The organism is Flavobacterium bernardetii, from assembly GCF_011305415.1.
Taxonomy (GTDB): domain Bacteria; phylum Bacteroidota; class Bacteroidia; order Flavobacteriales; family Flavobacteriaceae; genus Flavobacterium; species Flavobacterium bernardetii.
Genome location: NZ_JAANOQ010000001.1, coordinates 555,753 through 572,278, shown reverse-complemented (window position 1 = coordinate 572,278; position 16,526 = coordinate 555,753). Strand labels below are relative to the sequence as shown.

Annotated in this window: 14 protein-coding genes; 9 read left to right on the top strand and 5 right to left on the bottom strand. The window is 30.3% G+C overall.

Features of this window, described 5'->3' with window-relative positions:
- The first annotated feature begins 38 nt into the window (after nt 1–38).
- The 5 genes from G6N05_RS02630 (at nt 39) to G6N05_RS02610 (ending at nt 4,786) form a co-directional block, all read left to right on the top strand.
- On the top strand, nt 39–752 hold the full coding sequence (locus tag G6N05_RS02630; RefSeq protein WP_166125007.1) for a bacteriorhodopsin-like: 714 nt from the start codon (nt 39–41) through the stop codon (nt 750–752).
- 109 nt (nt 753–861) lie between these two features.
- The gene (locus G6N05_RS02625) at nt 862–1,455 is read left to right on the top strand and encodes a hypothetical protein (protein ID WP_166125006.1); all 594 of its coding nucleotides are present in this window, start codon (nt 862–864) and stop codon (nt 1,453–1,455) included.
- Nucleotides 1,456–1,630: 175 nt separating this feature from the next.
- Nucleotides 1,631–3,247 (top strand): glycosyltransferase family protein, encoded by a 1,617-nt coding sequence (locus G6N05_RS02620; protein WP_187002992.1) that lies wholly within the window; start codon nt 1,631–1,633, stop codon nt 3,245–3,247.
- A gap of 77 nt (nt 3,248–3,324) precedes the next feature.
- Entirely contained in the window at nt 3,325–4,272 is a 948-nt protein-coding gene (locus G6N05_RS02615; protein WP_166125004.1) for an NAD(P)H-dependent flavin oxidoreductase, read from the top strand.
- 1 nt (nt 4,273) lies between these two features.
- A complete protein-coding gene (locus G6N05_RS02610; RefSeq protein ID WP_225875114.1) occupies nt 4,274–4,786 on the top strand; it encodes a DUF4442 domain-containing protein in 513 nt (170 codons plus the stop codon).
- Here G6N05_RS02610 and G6N05_RS02605 read toward each other — a convergent pair whose 3' ends face one another.
- The 4 genes from G6N05_RS02605 to G6N05_RS02590 all read right to left on the bottom strand — a co-directional run bounded on the left by G6N05_RS02605 (nt 4,787) and on the right by G6N05_RS02590 (nt 9,280).
- The gene (locus G6N05_RS02605; protein WP_166125003.1) at nt 4,787–5,470 is read right to left on the bottom strand and encodes a carboxypeptidase-like regulatory domain-containing protein; all 684 of its coding nucleotides are present in this window, start codon (nt 5,468–5,470) and stop codon (nt 4,787–4,789) included.
- Between the two features lie 9 nt (nt 5,471–5,479).
- Entirely contained in the window at nt 5,480–6,193 is a 714-nt protein-coding gene (locus tag G6N05_RS02600) for a peptidase associated/transthyretin-like domain-containing protein (protein WP_166125002.1), read from the bottom strand.
- Nucleotides 6,194–6,290: 97 nt separating this feature from the next.
- Complete coding sequence (locus G6N05_RS02595; protein WP_166125001.1) at nt 6,291–7,226, bottom strand: malate dehydrogenase; 936 nt, start codon at nt 7,224–7,226, stop codon at nt 6,291–6,293.
- 65 nt (nt 7,227–7,291) lie between these two features.
- Complete coding sequence (locus G6N05_RS02590; RefSeq protein WP_166125000.1) at nt 7,292–9,280, bottom strand: endonuclease; 1,989 nt, start codon at nt 9,278–9,280, stop codon at nt 7,292–7,294.
- A 103-nt stretch (nt 9,281–9,383) separates the two neighbouring features.
- Between G6N05_RS02590 and G6N05_RS02585 the strand changes: the two genes are divergently transcribed.
- The 4 genes from G6N05_RS02585 (at nt 9,384) to G6N05_RS02570 (ending at nt 16,123) form a co-directional block, all read left to right on the top strand.
- Entirely contained in the window at nt 9,384–12,173 is a 2,790-nt protein-coding gene (locus G6N05_RS02585) for a M1 family metallopeptidase (protein WP_166124999.1), read from the top strand.
- Between the two features lie 166 nt (nt 12,174–12,339).
- Nucleotides 12,340–14,742, top strand: coding sequence for an alpha-ketoacid dehydrogenase subunit alpha/beta (locus tag G6N05_RS02580; protein WP_166124998.1), 2,403 nt, complete (start codon nt 12,340–12,342; stop codon nt 14,740–14,742).
- Nucleotides 14,743–14,816: 74 nt separating this feature from the next.
- Nucleotides 14,817–15,656, top strand: a complete 840-nt coding sequence (prmA, locus tag G6N05_RS02575; protein ID WP_166124997.1) for a 50S ribosomal protein L11 methyltransferase — start codon at nt 14,817–14,819, stop codon at nt 15,654–15,656.
- A gap of 191 nt (nt 15,657–15,847) precedes the next feature.
- Complete coding sequence (locus G6N05_RS02570) at nt 15,848–16,123, top strand: ATP-dependent Clp protease adaptor ClpS (RefSeq protein WP_166124996.1); 276 nt, start codon at nt 15,848–15,850, stop codon at nt 16,121–16,123.
- A 121-nt stretch (nt 16,124–16,244) separates the two neighbouring features.
- On the opposite strand, the gene G6N05_RS02565 is transcribed toward G6N05_RS02570, so the two are convergent.
- Nucleotides 16,245–16,514 carry a heavy-metal-associated domain-containing protein gene (locus G6N05_RS02565; protein WP_166124995.1) on the bottom strand — a complete coding sequence of 90 codons (270 nt, stop codon included), beginning with the start codon at nt 16,512–16,514 and terminating at the stop codon, nt 16,245–16,247.
- Nucleotides 16,515–16,526: the final 12 nt, after the last annotated feature.

The following is a 16,526-nucleotide window of genomic DNA, read 5'->3' as shown; positions in this document are numbered from 1 at the left end:
AACAAATTAACATTCACTAATAATTAAAAACAAATTTTATGACAAATTTTAGCTTAATTTCAAAAATGTTACCAAATGATTACGTTGGATTTACTTTCTTCGTAGGCTGTATGGCTATGATGGCTGCTTCAGCATTTTTCTTCTTATCATTAAACCAGTTTGATAAGAAATGGCGTACTTCGGTACTAGTTTCAGGATTAATCACTTTTATTGCAGCTGTACATTACTTTTACATGAAAGAGTATTGGGCAGAATTTGGAGAATCACCAACGTTTTTTAGATACGTAGATTGGATTTTAACAGTTCCATTAATGTGTTTAGAATTTTATTTAATACTTAAAGTGGCAGGTGCAAAAACAAACTTATTATGGAAAATGATAGTTTTGTCTGTAATCATGTTAGTTACTGGATACTTAGGCGAAACAGTATACAAAGATGCTGCAGCCTTATGGGGATTCATTTCTGGAGTAGCTTATTTTGTAATTGTATATGAAATATGGCTGGGATCTGCAGCTAAATTAGCAAAAGCAGCAGGTGGAAATGTTTTAGCAGCTCACAAAATATTATGCTGGTTCGTATTAGTTGGTTGGGCAATTTATCCATTAGGATACATGTTAGGAACTGATGGTTGGTATACTAGCATTTTAGGAAAAGGAAGTGTTGATATTGCTTACAACATAGCTGATGCTATAAACAAAATTGGATTTGGATTGGTAATTTATAATTTAGCCGTTCAATCACAGAAAGATTAAGTTTTTAGTTTATTTTTTTTGAAGAAACCGTGTTAAAGTTTTTAGCACGGTTTTTTTATTGAAAATAATTTGTACATTGGGTGCACCAAAAACCATAAATTACAACACAATGAAAAACGTATTTATAGCATTATTATTAGTTACTACGACAATAAGTTTTGCTCAAAAAGCGAAAGCAACACCTAAAGCTGCTACTGGAGCTTTAGCAACTTTTGAAAATTTAAAAGCAGAAATTATTACTGAAGGTGGCAAACAAAAATTAGCCATCGTAATGGACAACGCTGGGAAAAAAGAAAATATCATTTTAAAAGATATTACTACAAAAGACAAAGCACAACAACCTACTAATTTTAAAATTAAAGCATTTACTGTTGCAGGCGTGAAATTATATCACTTTAGTTATACTGAAAATATTATTACAGAAACCAAACTAAAAAAAGAAAATGCATTAATAACTTCAAATGAAATTTGGGATTTATCTGCTACAAAACTTAAGATTTTAGGAAACATACAAACGGTTACAAATATTAAAGAAATTAAGAAATTAGGTAAATCAGAAGCTACAGAAACGGTTGAAAAAACACGTAGAGAAGGTTTTGAATTTGTTTTAACTAAAGATTTCGAAGTGTTATTATCAACTAAAACACTAACTAACAAATATAAATTTAACGCCACTACACGTCGTTACGATCCAAAAAAATAAATCTTCTTTATAATTTATAAAAGAGTTCCCTTTAGCGGAGCTCTTTTTTCATATACATGCATAATATTTTCACTTTAATTGAATAATTTTATCAATTAAAAAATTATGAATAACAGAATTTGTGAATATTTAAACCACTAATTTGAATAGTAAATACCAAGTTATGAATAAAAAAATGCTATATTTTTATGGATTTTCTATTGTATTATTTCTCTTTTTATACATAAATACTATAAGTTATAATTATATTGAAGGAGACGATGCATGTTCCATTTTATATCATCTTTGTGGGAGAAACCTAGACATCCAACAACCCTATGCAGAATATAATTCAGGCTTTGATTATTTATTAAGTTTTGTGGAAAATAAAGAATCTGAATTACTTTTCTTTTCCATAAATATTTCTTTTTTATCAGGGTTAATTATCTATCAATTAATAGGATATTTTCTTAGTTTAATTTTTGAAGTCAACAATAAATTTGTCATATTTCTTTGTCTGATTCCGTTTATTATTCCAGAGTTTATATTTATAAATTTATTTATGAATACCACAAATCTCGGTTTCCTTTTTGCTTTATTATCTTTAATATTTTACTGGAAATACATAACTAATTATAAATCTAAACATTTACTATTTTCTATATTATTTATTGCAATTGCCATTCCATTCAGATGGTCTATTATAATTTTCTATCCAATTTTTATCTCTTTTTATTTTTTTAAAAATAGGGATAACACTATTAATTACAGAAAATTATTTCAAATAACAACCATTCACTTTTTAATATCTTTTGCAATTGGCTTGTTATTAATAAACATTACAGGTTATAATATTAACGACTTTATAAACACCATGTTATGGGGAAACAATTACATGGAAAATGCACAAAGATCAAAACTTCATTTGATTTCTTCAGCAATGAGTTTCTTTACTTTTCCCTTTGTTATCTTAGTTATTTTTGGATTACTATATCTGAAAAAACAGATAATTGGTTTAACGGTAAATAAAATTATCTTTTTATTTATTGGAATTATTCCTTTCTTAATATTAGGGTTTTTTCCGAGTTTAAAATATTTGGTTAGTTTAATTCCAATATTCTTATTATTAGCATTCTGGGGATTCAATCTCATACTATTATATAAATGGAGTAGATATATATTTTTTAGTTCAATACTATCCATTTGGTTTATAGGAATAAAAATAAGTACAGATTCTTTAACTTTTGGTGATGGATTTTACCAAAAGGAAAGTTTAAAAATTGACAAAAATTATAAATTCAAATATAATGTTGATGAAAGAATCCGCATTGATAAAATTTATTTAGATTTTGATGGTGGATTTTACATGCCAACTCCAGAAGGCCCAAGACCATTATTTGGCTATTTCCATGTGATTTTTGGAAATTTATGGAAAAATAATTTTGATAGAATAAGTAAAAATGAATCTAAAATTGTTGATGATATCATTAAAAATAAAGACAAAAAAATAATTCAATTAAAACCTCATGAATTTATTCAATGCAAATTAATCAATAAGGGATTTTTACCAAATAAGCCATTTATTTATAACTCGAAAAATAAAGAATATTATAGAGAATTCATTAATAAAAAAGATACAATAAGACTTCTATCCGTTCCTTATGGTGTTGAGAAAGAAAAATTTATCGAAGAATTTATCAACAAAAACACAAAAACATACTTTGTTAGTTATTCTTCAAATTTTATTATTTACACATTATTAAAATGTCCAAATACGACATTTATTAATGCAAATACCATTTACAAAAACTAAGGATTTCATCATGCAAAACTCTTTTTTTTATATGCATGCATAATATTTTTTACTATATTTGAAAAAACTTTACACTCATGCAAAAATTACAACTAACAGAAATTCTAAATATAAAACATCCAATTATTATGGCGCCAATGTTTTTGGTGTCGAATACTAAAATGGTAATTGAAGGTATGAAAAGTGGCGTAGCAGGTTGTATTCCAGCCTTAAACTACAGAACTTTAGAAGAATTACGAAGTGCCATCATTGAATTGAAAAATGCAAAAGTGGAAGGTGGAAGTTTTGGATTCAATTTAATTGTGAATAAATCAAACGTAAAGTATAAAGAACAACTACGCATTTTATGTGAAGAAAAAGTCGACTTTATTTTGACTTCGTTAGGTTCTCCAGAAGAAACTATCAATGAAGCACATAAAGTTGGCATCAAAGTTTTTTGTGATGTAACCGATTTAAGTTTTGCAAAAAAAGTAGAAAGTTTAGGTGGCGATGCTTTAGTTGCAGTGAACAACTTAGCTGGCGGACACAGAGGAAATATTAGTCCTGAAGAATTAATCAAACAATTAAACGAAGGCACTTCCCTACCTGTAATTTCTGCTGGTGGCGTGAGTAAAAAATCGGATATTGATAAAATGCTTTCTTATGGTGCGATTGGAGTTTCTGTTGGAAGTCCGTTCATTGCTTCAATAGAATCTGGCGTTTCTCAAGAATACAAACAAGCTTGCGTCGATTATGGCGCAAAAGACATTGTAATGACTGAACGTATTTCAGGTACACCTTGTTCGGTAATAAATACACCTTATGTTCAAAAAGTAGGTACAAAAACCACTTGGTTAGAACAACTTTTAAACAAAAACAAAAGTTTGAAAAAATGGGTCAAAATGATTCGTTTTTATATCGGTATGAAAGCTACAGAAAAAGCAGCTACTGAAGTAACTTACAAAACCGTTTGGGTGGCCGGACCAACTATTGAAGACACGCACGCGATTTTACCTGTTTCAGAAATTGTAAAGAAAATGATTTAAGATGTACGACCAACTTTTTACATTTTTAAACAAATATTTCAAGAAAGCAACACTTTTCAGAGTATTGTTTAATATGTCACCCATGTATAAAAGAAGTTGTGGGAAAATTATTTTCGCTTCCGAAGATTTACATGTAGTGAAAATCAAAATTCCGTTATCGTATAAAAACAAAAATTATGTAGGTTCCATTTTTGGTGGAAGTTTGTTTGCTGCTACGGATCCAATTTACATGATTCAATTGATGCAAATTTTAGGAAAAGACTTTGTAGTTTGGGACAAAAAAACGAACATCAAATTCAAACGACCAGCCTATGAACACGCGTTTGCAACGTTTGAATTTACTACTTCCGAAATTAATGAAATCAGACAAAAAGTTGAAGCTGAAAACGAAGTAGATTACACCAAAATTCTCCACATCACAGATAAAAACGGAACTATTTTCGCCGAATTAGACAAAACCTTATATATTTCCACAAAAGGGTTTTATAAGCAAAAAAGAAGTTTAAAAAAGTAATTAATATGGTTTATACCAATTGGTTTTTTTTCGAAATAATCTTCCAAAAAATGTTCGTTTTTTAAAAGCAAGTACGCCTCCTTCAATTGACACATTTTCATTACTAAGCTGAATATTAATTATGTTTGAACTAACTATAACATTAGCAGTTTGATAACCCAAGTAACTAAATTCTAAAACATCTCCAAGATTTGCTTTTATAGCATAAGTTGATTTTTCATCTGTTTGAACTCCAAATGAAGTGTTTTGAATAACAATAGTCGCTCCTGGTAAAAGTATTCCGTCATTACCTGTAATAACGCCAGTAATAGTGATTTTTGCTAAAGAATCAGTAACTTCATTTAAACTTTTAGAATCGGTCTGTTCCACAATAGGCTTTTCTTGAGCAACAACATTTTCAGTTCCTAATCCTAAAAACGCTAAAACTGATGTCGCTAAATAAGCAAAATAATTAGATTTTGATTTTGTTTCGATTAAATTTCTATTGAGTTGTGAAACATTAATTCTTCCGCATAAAGTATCATTTTTAGAAATCAATTTAATGATTTCATTATCGGATAAATACGTGAAATCTAAAACGGTTTTCTGACAAGACTCACAAAATCTACCCTTCTCAACTGGAGTCATATTTTGCCAACCTTGATGACAAGGTTCTGGAATAGAGATTTGAATGTTTTGCTTCATAATATAAATTTATCTAAACCAATTGCCAATTTTATGAAATGTTCTGCCTAAAAAAGTTCTTTTTTTAATAATTGTCGTTGCTGAAACTTTATAAATAAGACCTGTAGTACATGAAGATCTATGTATTATGGCAGAATTTTCTAATACTATTTCTAAAAAATTATTATCCGAAATTTTACATTCAAAATCATTGTATTCTTCATTTGCATCATTTAAAATAAAAATTCTTTGATTTTTCCTTACACAAATCTCAAATTCTCCTTTTAAATCAGTCAATACAGGTTTTTGATTTCTGATATGTATAAAAATATTACCTATTCCATTACCCAAAGTATCTTTTACAATTCCTCTGACAAGAAATTCTCTTTCATCAAAATCAGTAGAACTTTTACTATTATTTTGGACAACTAAAGGTTTCTCCTGTGCGACAATAGTTGAAGTTCCTAATCCTAAAAACGCTAAAACAGAAGTTGCAAAATATCCAAAATAATTAGATGTTCTTTTGGTTTCGATTAAATTTCTATTTAATTGCGAAGTATTAATTCTTCCACATAAAGTATCATTTTTGTTTACCAAATTGATAATTTCATTGTCTGATAAATACGTGAAATCTAAAACCGTTTTCTGGCAAGACGCACAAAATCGACCCTTTTCAACTGGTGTCATATTTTGCCAACCTTCATTACAAGGTTCTGGAATGGAAATTTGAATTTTAGATTTCATTTTATAAATGTAATTATTTTCGTAAAGAATCACAAATCAAACAATAAAAAAAGCCTACAAGAAAATCCTGTAGGCTTTATATATAGTTGAAAAGTGATTAAGCTAAAACCGCTTTTAAATCTCCATTCATTGCTCTTACTGCATCTGCAGATTTTGCGAAAGTTGCTTTTTCAGCATCGTTTAATTTGATGTCAACGATTTCTTCTACTCCGTTTTTACCAATAATACATGGTACACCTAAACAAATATCAGATTGTCCGTATTCACCTTCTAATAAAACTGAACAAGCAATCATTTTGTTTTGGTTATTTAAAATAGAATCTACTAAATACGCTACAGAAGCTCCTGGCGCATACCAAGCTGAAGTACCTAATAAACCTGTTAAAGTTGCACCACCAACCATAGTATCAGCAGCTACTTTATCTAATTCTTCTTGAGATAAATAGTTAGCCACTGGCGCACCATTATAAGAAGCTAAACGTGTTAATGGAATCATAGTAGTATCACCGTGACCACCAATAACCATACCTTGTACGTCGTTAGCTGGTTTGTTTAAAGCTTTTGATAAATAATATTTGAAACGTGAACTATCTAAAGCTCCACCCATACCAATAATTCTATTTTTTGGTAAACCTGTAGCTTTTAAAGTTAAATACGTCATAGTATCCATAGGATTAGAAACTACCACGATAATTGTATTTGGAGAAAATTTTAAAATATTTTCAGCTACTGATTTTACAATTCCAGCGTTGATACCAATTAATTCTTCACGAGTCATACCTGGTTTTCTTGGAATTCCAGAAGTAATTACTACTACATCAGAATTAACTGTTTTAGAATAATCATTAGTTACTCCAGAAACTTGTGTGTTAAAACCTGTTGTTGTAGCACATTGCATGATGTCCATTGCTTTTCCTTCAGCAAATCCTTCTTTAATGTCTAATAATACTACTTCACTTGCAATTCCTCTGTATGAAATTACGTCTGCACATGATGCACCTACATTCCCTGCTCCTACTATTGTTACTTTCATTTTGATAAATTAAATATTGATGTTGTTATTTTTTACAAAAATATTGATTATGAAACAATTTTACGTTATTTCACTATTATTTTTTTTACAATTTGTTTGTCTTCGTTACTAATTTTTACAAAATACATTCCAGTTTCAAAATCAATTGGAATCATTTGGTCTTCATTAATAGTTTTTTCGAATACTTTCGCACCAGAAACAGAGAAAATTTCCACTTTAGATGTCCCTAATAAACCTGAAATAAAAATATGTTCTGCTGCCGGATTAGGGAAAACTTTTACTTCTGAAACATCAAAAGATTCCGAAGCTAATGCTGCAAACCAAGGCTGACCGTAATTCGCACCAAAAATATAATTAGCCAACAAAGGATAATCGATAAAAGGATTTCTATTATTTTGCCAAGTTTGAACGTAGTTATTTCTATTCATTTCAAAATCATCTCGTGCATCCGAAACATTCCAAGCTAATAAAGTAGCTAAATCTCCAATATTTCCTGAAGATGTGGATGTACTTGGTAAATATTCACTAGGATCACCATTCAAAACATTTAAACCATTGAAACGAACAGCCATATAAAAACAAGCTCTTGCAACATCGCCATGCCAAGAACCTTGTGTTCCTACTGGTCCTGCATAAACTGTTGGTGAATTTACTGTTCCATAATTTTTATTATTCCTAGATGAATTTTCTTGACCGTTTTCAGCTCTAATATGATGGGCATCAGAAACACCGTCAACAGTTGCAGCAGCACTTGTATTGTTCCAAATACTAATTCCGTCAGCATAATCTCCTAAAGCAACATCAAAACCACCTCTCGATTGACAAAAAATATGCTCTCTATTCCATTTTCCAACAATACTGCTTCCGTTTTGTTGATCAATTTTCGACATAGGAACTTCTAAATACATGTCCCAAATTTCTCCACTATTTAAGGGATTCGTATCAGCAACTCTAATAATATCCCACATATCGGCATAACTATGTAAGTGTACTTCAGAAGGATTCGCAATAATCTCTTGTAAAGCTTCTTTCAACTCAACACCAGATAATCCTTCCAAAAAAGCATAATATCCAGCAGGAGCTGTACTTGAAACTAAACCAAATGTTGGCGCAATTGGTGTTCCAAAACCAGCGACTTGAAAATCTGTATCTCTAACTCGACGTAAAATTGAATTATTATTCACTTCAACATCAGCTGGAAATCCAGAAATATTTAAAATCAATTCTTCATCACCTTCATCTAAAACATCATCAATTAAAGTTAAAGTTGTGTTTGCAGTATTAGTACTAGATAAAATAGTAATATTCGTATTTCCTGAAAAATCTGAACTATTAAAGCCTCCATTATCTAAAGAAACATTAAAAGTTGTATTTGAAGTTACAGGTGTAGTAGTTGTAAAAGTAATATTTACAGGTTGACCCTCGGTATAACTTGCAGCATCAAAAGTTGTGGTTATGTAATTAATTGGAGTACCTGTTCCATCATTATTCGCTTTTGGAGTTGGCGGTTTAACTTCGTACGTTCCATCCGATTTTCTTTGAATTGAATGCAAAGGAGAATTTATCGTTCCGTTAATAGCTTCATTATAAGAAACCGTTTCTCCTAATGCAGTCATTAATGCAGTTGGGTCAGGGTCATTAGAAACATTAATTATTGCATCAACTAAATTTGTTGAAGTTGCAGGAGTATTTAAAGGAAAATCACTACCATTTGCTAAATATAGTGCCACACCATCCGGTCCATTTTCTAATTTTGAATCTGGAAAAATAATTGCCGGAGAGGGAAAAACTTGAGAGTTACCAACAATGAAATTTCCATTAATATCAGTTGAATATCCATCTAAATCTATGGAGTAAACACTTAAACTATTCGAACCATTATACAAAACCAACACATAACCATTTAATGAAAAATTAGGTGTCGATGATTTTAATTCAATAAATTCTTTTTGATCTGTTGAAGGTGTATCGGGATCAATTTCATTAATCACAACTTGAGCATAAGAAAGTGAAGAAAAAACTATAAAAAACAATAATCGTAATTTTGTTTTCATTAAAATTTCATTTGAGGTGATTAACAAATATAGATAAGATAACACTAATTTCTTATGAAATTTTCAATTATTTTTAGTAATATTGAAGGCAATTAAGAAAAAGATGACAAAACTTAAAATATTATTATTTTTTATGTTAACAATGGTTTCATTTGCTCAAAATGAAGTGAAAATTAACGCAAAATTATTAGAGAACGGAAAGAAAATGGAAGTGATTCAAGAAATCATTTTAAAAAACACGTCTACTTCCGTTTTAACTGAAATTGCGCTGAATGATTGGAATCATGCTTTCTCGAGTAAAAAATCAGCTTTAGCTAGCAAATTTTCAGATGAATTTAATAGAAGTTTTCATTTATCAAAAAAAGCCGACAGAGGTGAAACGCAAATTTTTGAAATAACTAACCAATTTTCGAAACCGCTTTCCTTTTATAGAAATGAAAACCAAGTAGATATTGTAAGAGTAAAGTTGGAAAATCCGCTACAAATTGGCGAAACAACATTATTAAAAATTAAATACCAAATAACTTTACCCAACACTAAGTTCACCAAATACGGTTATTCGCAAAACAAGATATTGTTGAAAAATTGTTTTTTAACCATTTCTGCTTTCGATACTGAAACACAAAGTGAAGAAAATAGCGATGATTTAACTTCAGAATTCAGCAACTACAAACTTAACATTCAACACGATAACTTATTTTTAACTACAGATTTAGATGTTGCCTTTTCAACTAGTAATTCTTCTCAGTTAATTGGAAATTCACGTACTAATTTTTTTATCGCATTAGAAAAGGAAATTAGTTACGAAGAGTTTAAAAATGAAAAAATCAATGTAATTACAAATTTAAAAACCAAAGATGTAGCCATATATCAAAAGGTTTTAATTATTGATAAAATCACAAATTATGTTGCCGAAAACATAGGCGTTTCCAAACAAGAAAAAATCATGGTTTCCCAAGAAGATTATGACCGTGAAGCTTTTTATGGCTTAAATGAATTACCTTCTTTTATTTCGCCATTTAATGATGATTTTGTTTTTGAATTGAAGTTTTTAAAAACTTATTTGAACAATTTTTTAGCCGCAAATTTGAAAATCAATTTTCGAAAAGACCATTGGATTTTAGAAGGAATTCAGCATTATTACATTAAAAAATACATTGATGAAAATTATCCAGATACTAAAGCTTTTGGAAGATTATCTCGTTTCGGAATTTTAAAAAAATATAAAATAATTAATATGAATTTTTCAGAACAATTCATTTATAATTATTTATTAATGGCAAGAAAAAACATCGATCAGCCAGTTGGAACAGATAAAAACACGCAAATAAAATTCAACGAAAAAATTGCAGGAAAATTCAAATCCGGACTTTCTCTTCATTATTTAAATAACTATTTAGGAAATAATATTCTTGAAAATTCTATTAAACAATTTGTAGAGATAAATGCAACTAAAAAAACTGATAATAAAGTTTTTAAAAATATAATAGAAACTAATTCTAACAAAAAATTAGATTGGTTTTTTGATGAATTAATTTATTCTCGAAACAAAATAGATTATAAAATTAGTAATGCCAATAAAGTTAATGATTCCATTGAGGTTACTATAAAAAATGTAGGTGATGCAAAAGTTCCTGTTTCCATTTACGGTTACAATAAAAACAAATTAGTCAGCAAAAACTGGGTTGAAAACAATACAGAAACATTCAAATTTTCGTTAAAAAATGACAGTATTACGAAGTTTGTTTTAAACGACAATTACGAAATTCCAGAAATTAATAACAACAATAACAGTTATAAATTAAAAAACCGTTTATTAGGAAACAGAAAAATCAGATTTACCTTTTTTAAAGATATCGAAGATGCCAAGTACAACCAAGTTTTTTACGTTCCAACAGCTGAATTCAATTTATATGATGGAATTTTACTTGGAATGAAACTCAATAACAAATCAATCATAAACAAGCCTTTTACTTATGATGTAACACCCAATTTCTCTACAAAAACAAAAACGATAGCAGGAAGTGTAGGCTTTGGTTTTAATGATCAAAATAGAAATAGTGAACATTATAATACCCGTTATGGAATTTCTGGAACACGCTTGCATTACGCTCCTGATGCGTTTTACACTAAAATTACACCAAGTATAAATTTCAGCTTTAGAAATCCAAATTTTAGAAAAAATGAAGGTGAAGGAATTACAATCAGACAAGTTTATGTTAACAGAGAAAAATCAAATATTGTAACCAATCAAAATACAGAAAATTATTCTGTTTTTAACTTACGATATGGTTATGGAAACAGCGAATTAGTAAAGCAGTTTTCTTATGGAACCGATTTGCAAGTTTCTAGTACTTTTGGTAAAGTTTCAGGGCAAATTCAATACAGAAAACTATTCGAAAGTAACCGTTACATCAACTTAAGAGCTTTCGGTGGATTTTTCACACATAACGACAATACTAACGATTTTTTTAGTTTCGCAATTGACAGACCATCAGATTATTTATTCGATTATGCTTTAATTGGCCGAAGTGAAAGCAAAGGTTTGTTTAGTCGTCAATTTGTTAACGCTGAAGGTGCTTTTAAATCTATTTTTGATACTCGTTTTGCTAATCAATACATTTTTACTACAAATGCAAGTTTTAACATTTGGAATTGGATTGAACTATATGGCGATGTTGGAACATATAAAAATCAAGGCTTTAACGCCAAATATATTTATGATAGTGGTGTGCATTTAAATTTAGTTCAAGATTATTTTGAATTATTTTTCCCTGTTTACTCTTCCAACGGATTTGAATTGAACGATAAAAATTATGGAGAAAGAATTCGGTTCATAATTACCATTAGCCCAAAAACTTTAACCTCTTTGTTTACAAGAAGATGGTTTTAAGTATCAATAATTTTACATTATTCATATATAATATGTAGTATTTCGGAAAATTACTGCACTATTTTTACTTAAAACAGAATAAAATTATACATTATTCATAAAAATCACTTTCAAATGAAAATATTGCAATAAAATATTTAAATTTGTATCAAAGCATTGTAATATTATGAGCAAATCAAAAACTGCAGAAACTATATCTTTCGAAGATTTTAAAAAAGAAGTTTTAACCGATTTTAAAATTGCATCCGTTAGTCGTGAATGTAGTCTTCTTGGTAGAAAAGAAGTACTTACTGGAAAAGCTAAATTTGGTATTTTTGGTGATGGAAAAGAAGTACCACAATTGGCCTTAGCCAAAGCGTTCCAAAATGGTGATTTCCGTTCAGGATATTACCGTGACCAAACATTTATGATGGCTATTGGCGAATTGTCAATCGTTCAGTTTTTTGCAGGTTTATACGGTCATGCCGATGTGAATTTCGATCCAATGAGCGCCGGTCGTCAAATGGGTGGGCATTTCGCAACACATTCTTTAGACGAAAACGGAAATTGGAAAAACTTAACCAAACAGAAAAATTCAAGTGCAGACATCTCTCCTACTGCTGGGCAAATGCCTCGTTTATTAGGTTTAGCACAAGCATCAAAAATATATAGAAATGTTTCAGAAATTCCTACTGAAAATAATTTCTCAGTTAAAGGAAACGAAGTAGCTTGGGGAACAATTGGTAACGCATCTACTTCTGAAGGTTTATTTTTTGAAACTATGAATGCCGCTGGTGTTTTACAAGTTCCAATGGTAATGAGTGTTTGGGATGATGAATACGGTATTTCAGTTCATGCTAAATATCAAACTACAAAAGAAAATATATCTGAAATATTGAAAGGCTTACAACGTGATGAAGAAAATAACGGTTACGAAATTTTCCGCGTTAAAGGTTGGGATTACCCAGCTTTAGTTGATACTTACCAAAAAGCAGCAGAAGTAGCAAGAGCAGAACATGTGCCGGTTTTAATTCACGTAAACGAATTAACACAACCGCAAGGTCACTCCACTTCAGGTTCTCACGAGCGTTATAAAAATGCAGAGCGTTTGGCTTGGGAAACAGAATTCGACTGTGTAGCGCAAATGAAAAAATGGATGATTGAAAACAATATTTCTTCTGCAGAAGATTTAGAAGAAATTGAAGCAGCATCTAAAAAAGAAGTTTTAGAAGGTAAAAAAGAAGCTTGGGCAAATTACTTAACTGCAATTAAAGAAGATCAAGCGGCTACTGTTGCTATCTTAAATCAAGTCGCGCAAAGTTCAGAAAACAAAGTTTTCATTGAAAAATACGCAAATGATATTGCTGCGATAAAAGAACCTATTAGAAAAGATTTATTAGTAGTTACAAGAAAAGTTTTAAGAATGCTTTCTGGTTCAAACAGAGAAACTTTAGCGACTTGGATTTCTAATTTCATTGAGAGAATTCAACCAAAATATAGCTCACATTTACATTCAGAATCGAAACAAAATATAGCTTCAACAACAGAAGTAAAACCAACTTATGATGCTTCAGCTGAAGAAGTTGATGCGCGTTTAGTTTTAAGAGATAATTTCGATAAAATTTTCGCAACGTATCCAGAAACTTTAATTTTTGGTGAAGATGCTGGAACTATTGGTGATGTAAACCAAGGTTTAGAAGGAATGCAAGAAAAATACGGAGAATTACGTGTTTCAGATGCAGGAATTCGTGAAGCAACAATTTTAGGTCAAGGTATCGGAATGGCAATGCGTGGTTTACGACCAATTGCTGAAATTCAATATTTAGATTATTTGTTATACGCCATTCAAATTATGAGTGACGATTTAGCAACGTTGCAATACAGAACTCATGGTCGTCAAAAATCGCCATTAATTATCAGAACTCGTGGTCACCGTTTAGAAGGTATTTGGCATTCAGGTTCTCCAATGGGAATGATTATTAACGCAATTCGTGGTATTCACGTTTTGGTGCCAAGAAACATGACAAAAGCGGCAGGATTTTATAACACCTTATTAAAAACTGACGAACCTGCTTTGGTAATTGAATGTTTAAATGGTTACCGTTTAAAAGAAAAAATGCCAACTAACTTAGGGGAATTCCAAACGCCAATTGGTGTAGTTGAAACCATCAAAGAAGGAAAAGATATTACATTAGTTTCTTACGGTTCTACTTTAAGAATTGTAGAACAAGCGGCTAAAGAATTATTAGAAAACGGAATTGACGCTGAAATTATTGATATTCAGAGTTTATTACCTTTCGATATTTCTCACGATATCGTAAAATCAGTAGCGAAAACCAACCGTTTATTAGTCATTGACGAAGACGTTCCTGGTGGAGCAAGTGCTTTCATTTTACAAGAAATTATTGAAAACCAAAACGCGTACAAACATTTAGATAGCGCACCTCAAACCTTAACAGCTAAGGCACACCGCCCAAGTTATGGAACAGATGGGGATTATTTCTCTAAACCAAGTGCCGAAGATATTTTTGAAAAAGTATACGAAATGATGAACGAATCAAATCCGAGTAAGTTTCCAAAATTATATTAATTAAAAACTCAAATATTAAAATAGGAAGTAGTAATTTTGCTTCCTATTTTTTTATGACTAAAATTTAAAACCGAATGGCAAATACCTATATCGCATACCATTTTACAATTGAACCAAATGAACTTGGTTCGGAAATTTTAATTGCACAATTAGAAGAAACCGCTTTTGAAAGCTTTGAAGAAACCGAAGAAGGTGTTTCGGCTTATGTTCAAAAAGACGTTTGGTCTGAAAATATTTTAAACGATATTGAAATTCTTACGAATGAAAATTTCAAGATTTCTTATACAACCAACGAAATTGAGCCTGTAAATTGGAACGAAGAATGGGAAAAGAACTTCTCTCCTATTGATGTAGACGGAATTTGTCATGTTCGCGCACCATTTCATCCAGCAACTAATGCGAAGTATGAAATTGTTATTGAACCAAAAATGAGTTTCGGAACAGGTCATCACGAAACGACTCACATGATGATTCAACATCTTTTAGAATTAGATGTAACGAATAAAAAAACAATTGATATGGGTTGCGGAACTGCCATTTTAGCAATCTTAGCTGAAATGAAAGGCGCGCATCCAATTGATGCGGTTGATATTGACAATTGGTGTTATTTAAACTCCATTGAAAATGCAGAACGTAACAATTGCAAACATATTTCCGTTTATGAAGGCGATGCTTCTTGGTTGAATGACGGCCAGAAATACGATGTGTTTATTGCGAATATCAATAGAAATATCTTATTGAATGACATGGCGACTTATGTAAACTGTATGAATGACAATTCAGTTTTATTATTAAGCGGATTTTACACAGAAGATTTTGAAGCGATTAACGAATGTTGCGAAAAATTAGGTCTGACTTTTGAATCAAAAAAAGAAAGAAATAATTGGTTGGGATTAAAATACTCAAAAAAATAATTCATAAGCGTCAGTTCGAGTGTTCCGATTTTTCATCGGAATGTACAGAGAAAAACTATACTTCTAGATTAAATTTCTTCTCCTAATAAAAAAATGAGAAAAGAAAATCAATCAAAAAGACGAAAAATATAAATTGAACTAACATAAATTACAAAAATTTAGTAATTTTGTACCAGAATAAACTATTAGTTATGAGCACATTAACAGAAACACTAGAAGAAGTATTAGTTCAAGAAGCCGTTGGCGTAAACAACGAAATTGTTTTATACAACGACGATGTCAACACGTTTGATCATGTGATTGAAATGTTAGTCAAAATTTGCAACCATACTTGGGAACAAGCCGAACAATGCGCTATTTTGGTTCATTACAAAGGACAATGTACCGTAAAAACTGGAGAATTACCAAAACTAAAACCGCAATGCATATCGTTACAAGATGCAGGTTTAAGTGCTGTAATCATATAAAAAAATCGACCAATTGGTCGATTTTTTTTTGCTACTTTGTCATTCTGAACTTGTTTTAGAATCTTGAGCAAAAAATTATAGAATCTGAAACAAGTTCAGATTGACAAGTACAACATTTGTTTTAAGAAGTTATTTTTCCAAATGCACAACTCACGTAAGATTTTGCTTTTGACGTTAAATTATTTGCTTCACCATCTTCTGGATAACCAATTTCTGCAAGAGCTTTTTTCACCAAATCTAAAGTATGTTCTTCAGAATACTCAAATGTAACTGAATTGTCTTCTACTTCTATACTAACTTCAGAAACATCATCTAAAGCGTTTAACTTTTTAGTAATTGTATTGACACAACCACCACATTTCAAATTTTGTATATGAACTATTGTTTTCATCTTTACCTATTT

Excerpts from the sequence above, each read along its gene's own strand:
- G6N05_RS02565 (WP_166124995.1), bottom strand. The coding sequence starts at position 16,514 with ATGAAAACAATAGTTCATATACAAAATTTGAAATGTGGTGGTTGTGTC.
- G6N05_RS02600 (WP_166125002.1), bottom strand. The coding sequence starts at position 6,193 with ATGAAATCTAAAATTCAAATTTCCATTCCAGAACCTTGTAATGAAGGT.
- G6N05_RS02570 (WP_166124996.1), top strand. The coding sequence starts at position 15,848 with ATGAGCACATTAACAGAAACACTAGAAGAAGTATTAGTTCAAGAAGCC.
- G6N05_RS02580 (WP_166124998.1), top strand. The coding sequence starts at position 12,340 with ATGAGCAAATCAAAAACTGCAGAAACTATATCTTTCGAAGATTTTAAA.
- G6N05_RS02630 (WP_166125007.1), top strand. The coding sequence starts at position 39 with ATGACAAATTTTAGCTTAATTTCAAAAATGTTACCAAATGATTACGTT.
- G6N05_RS02620 (WP_187002992.1), top strand. The coding sequence starts at position 1,631 with ATGCTATATTTTTATGGATTTTCTATTGTATTATTTCTCTTTTTATAC.
- G6N05_RS02615 (WP_166125004.1), top strand. The coding sequence starts at position 3,325 with ATGCAAAAATTACAACTAACAGAAATTCTAAATATAAAACATCCAATT.
- G6N05_RS02585 (WP_166124999.1), top strand. The coding sequence starts at position 9,384 with ATGACAAAACTTAAAATATTATTATTTTTTATGTTAACAATGGTTTCA.
- G6N05_RS02610 (WP_225875114.1), top strand. The coding sequence starts at position 4,274 with ATGTACGACCAACTTTTTACATTTTTAAACAAATATTTCAAGAAAGCA.
- prmA (WP_166124997.1), top strand. The coding sequence starts at position 14,817 with ATGGCAAATACCTATATCGCATACCATTTTACAATTGAACCAAATGAA.
- G6N05_RS02595 (WP_166125001.1), bottom strand. The coding sequence starts at position 7,226 with ATGAAAGTAACAATAGTAGGAGCAGGGAATGTAGGTGCATCATGTGCA.
- G6N05_RS02605 (WP_166125003.1), bottom strand. The coding sequence starts at position 5,470 with ATGAAGCAAAACATTCAAATCTCTATTCCAGAACCTTGTCATCAAGGT.
- G6N05_RS02625 (WP_166125006.1), top strand. The coding sequence starts at position 862 with ATGAAAAACGTATTTATAGCATTATTATTAGTTACTACGACAATAAGT.
- G6N05_RS02590 (WP_166125000.1), bottom strand. The coding sequence starts at position 9,280 with ATGAAAACAAAATTACGATTATTGTTTTTTATAGTTTTTTCTTCACTT.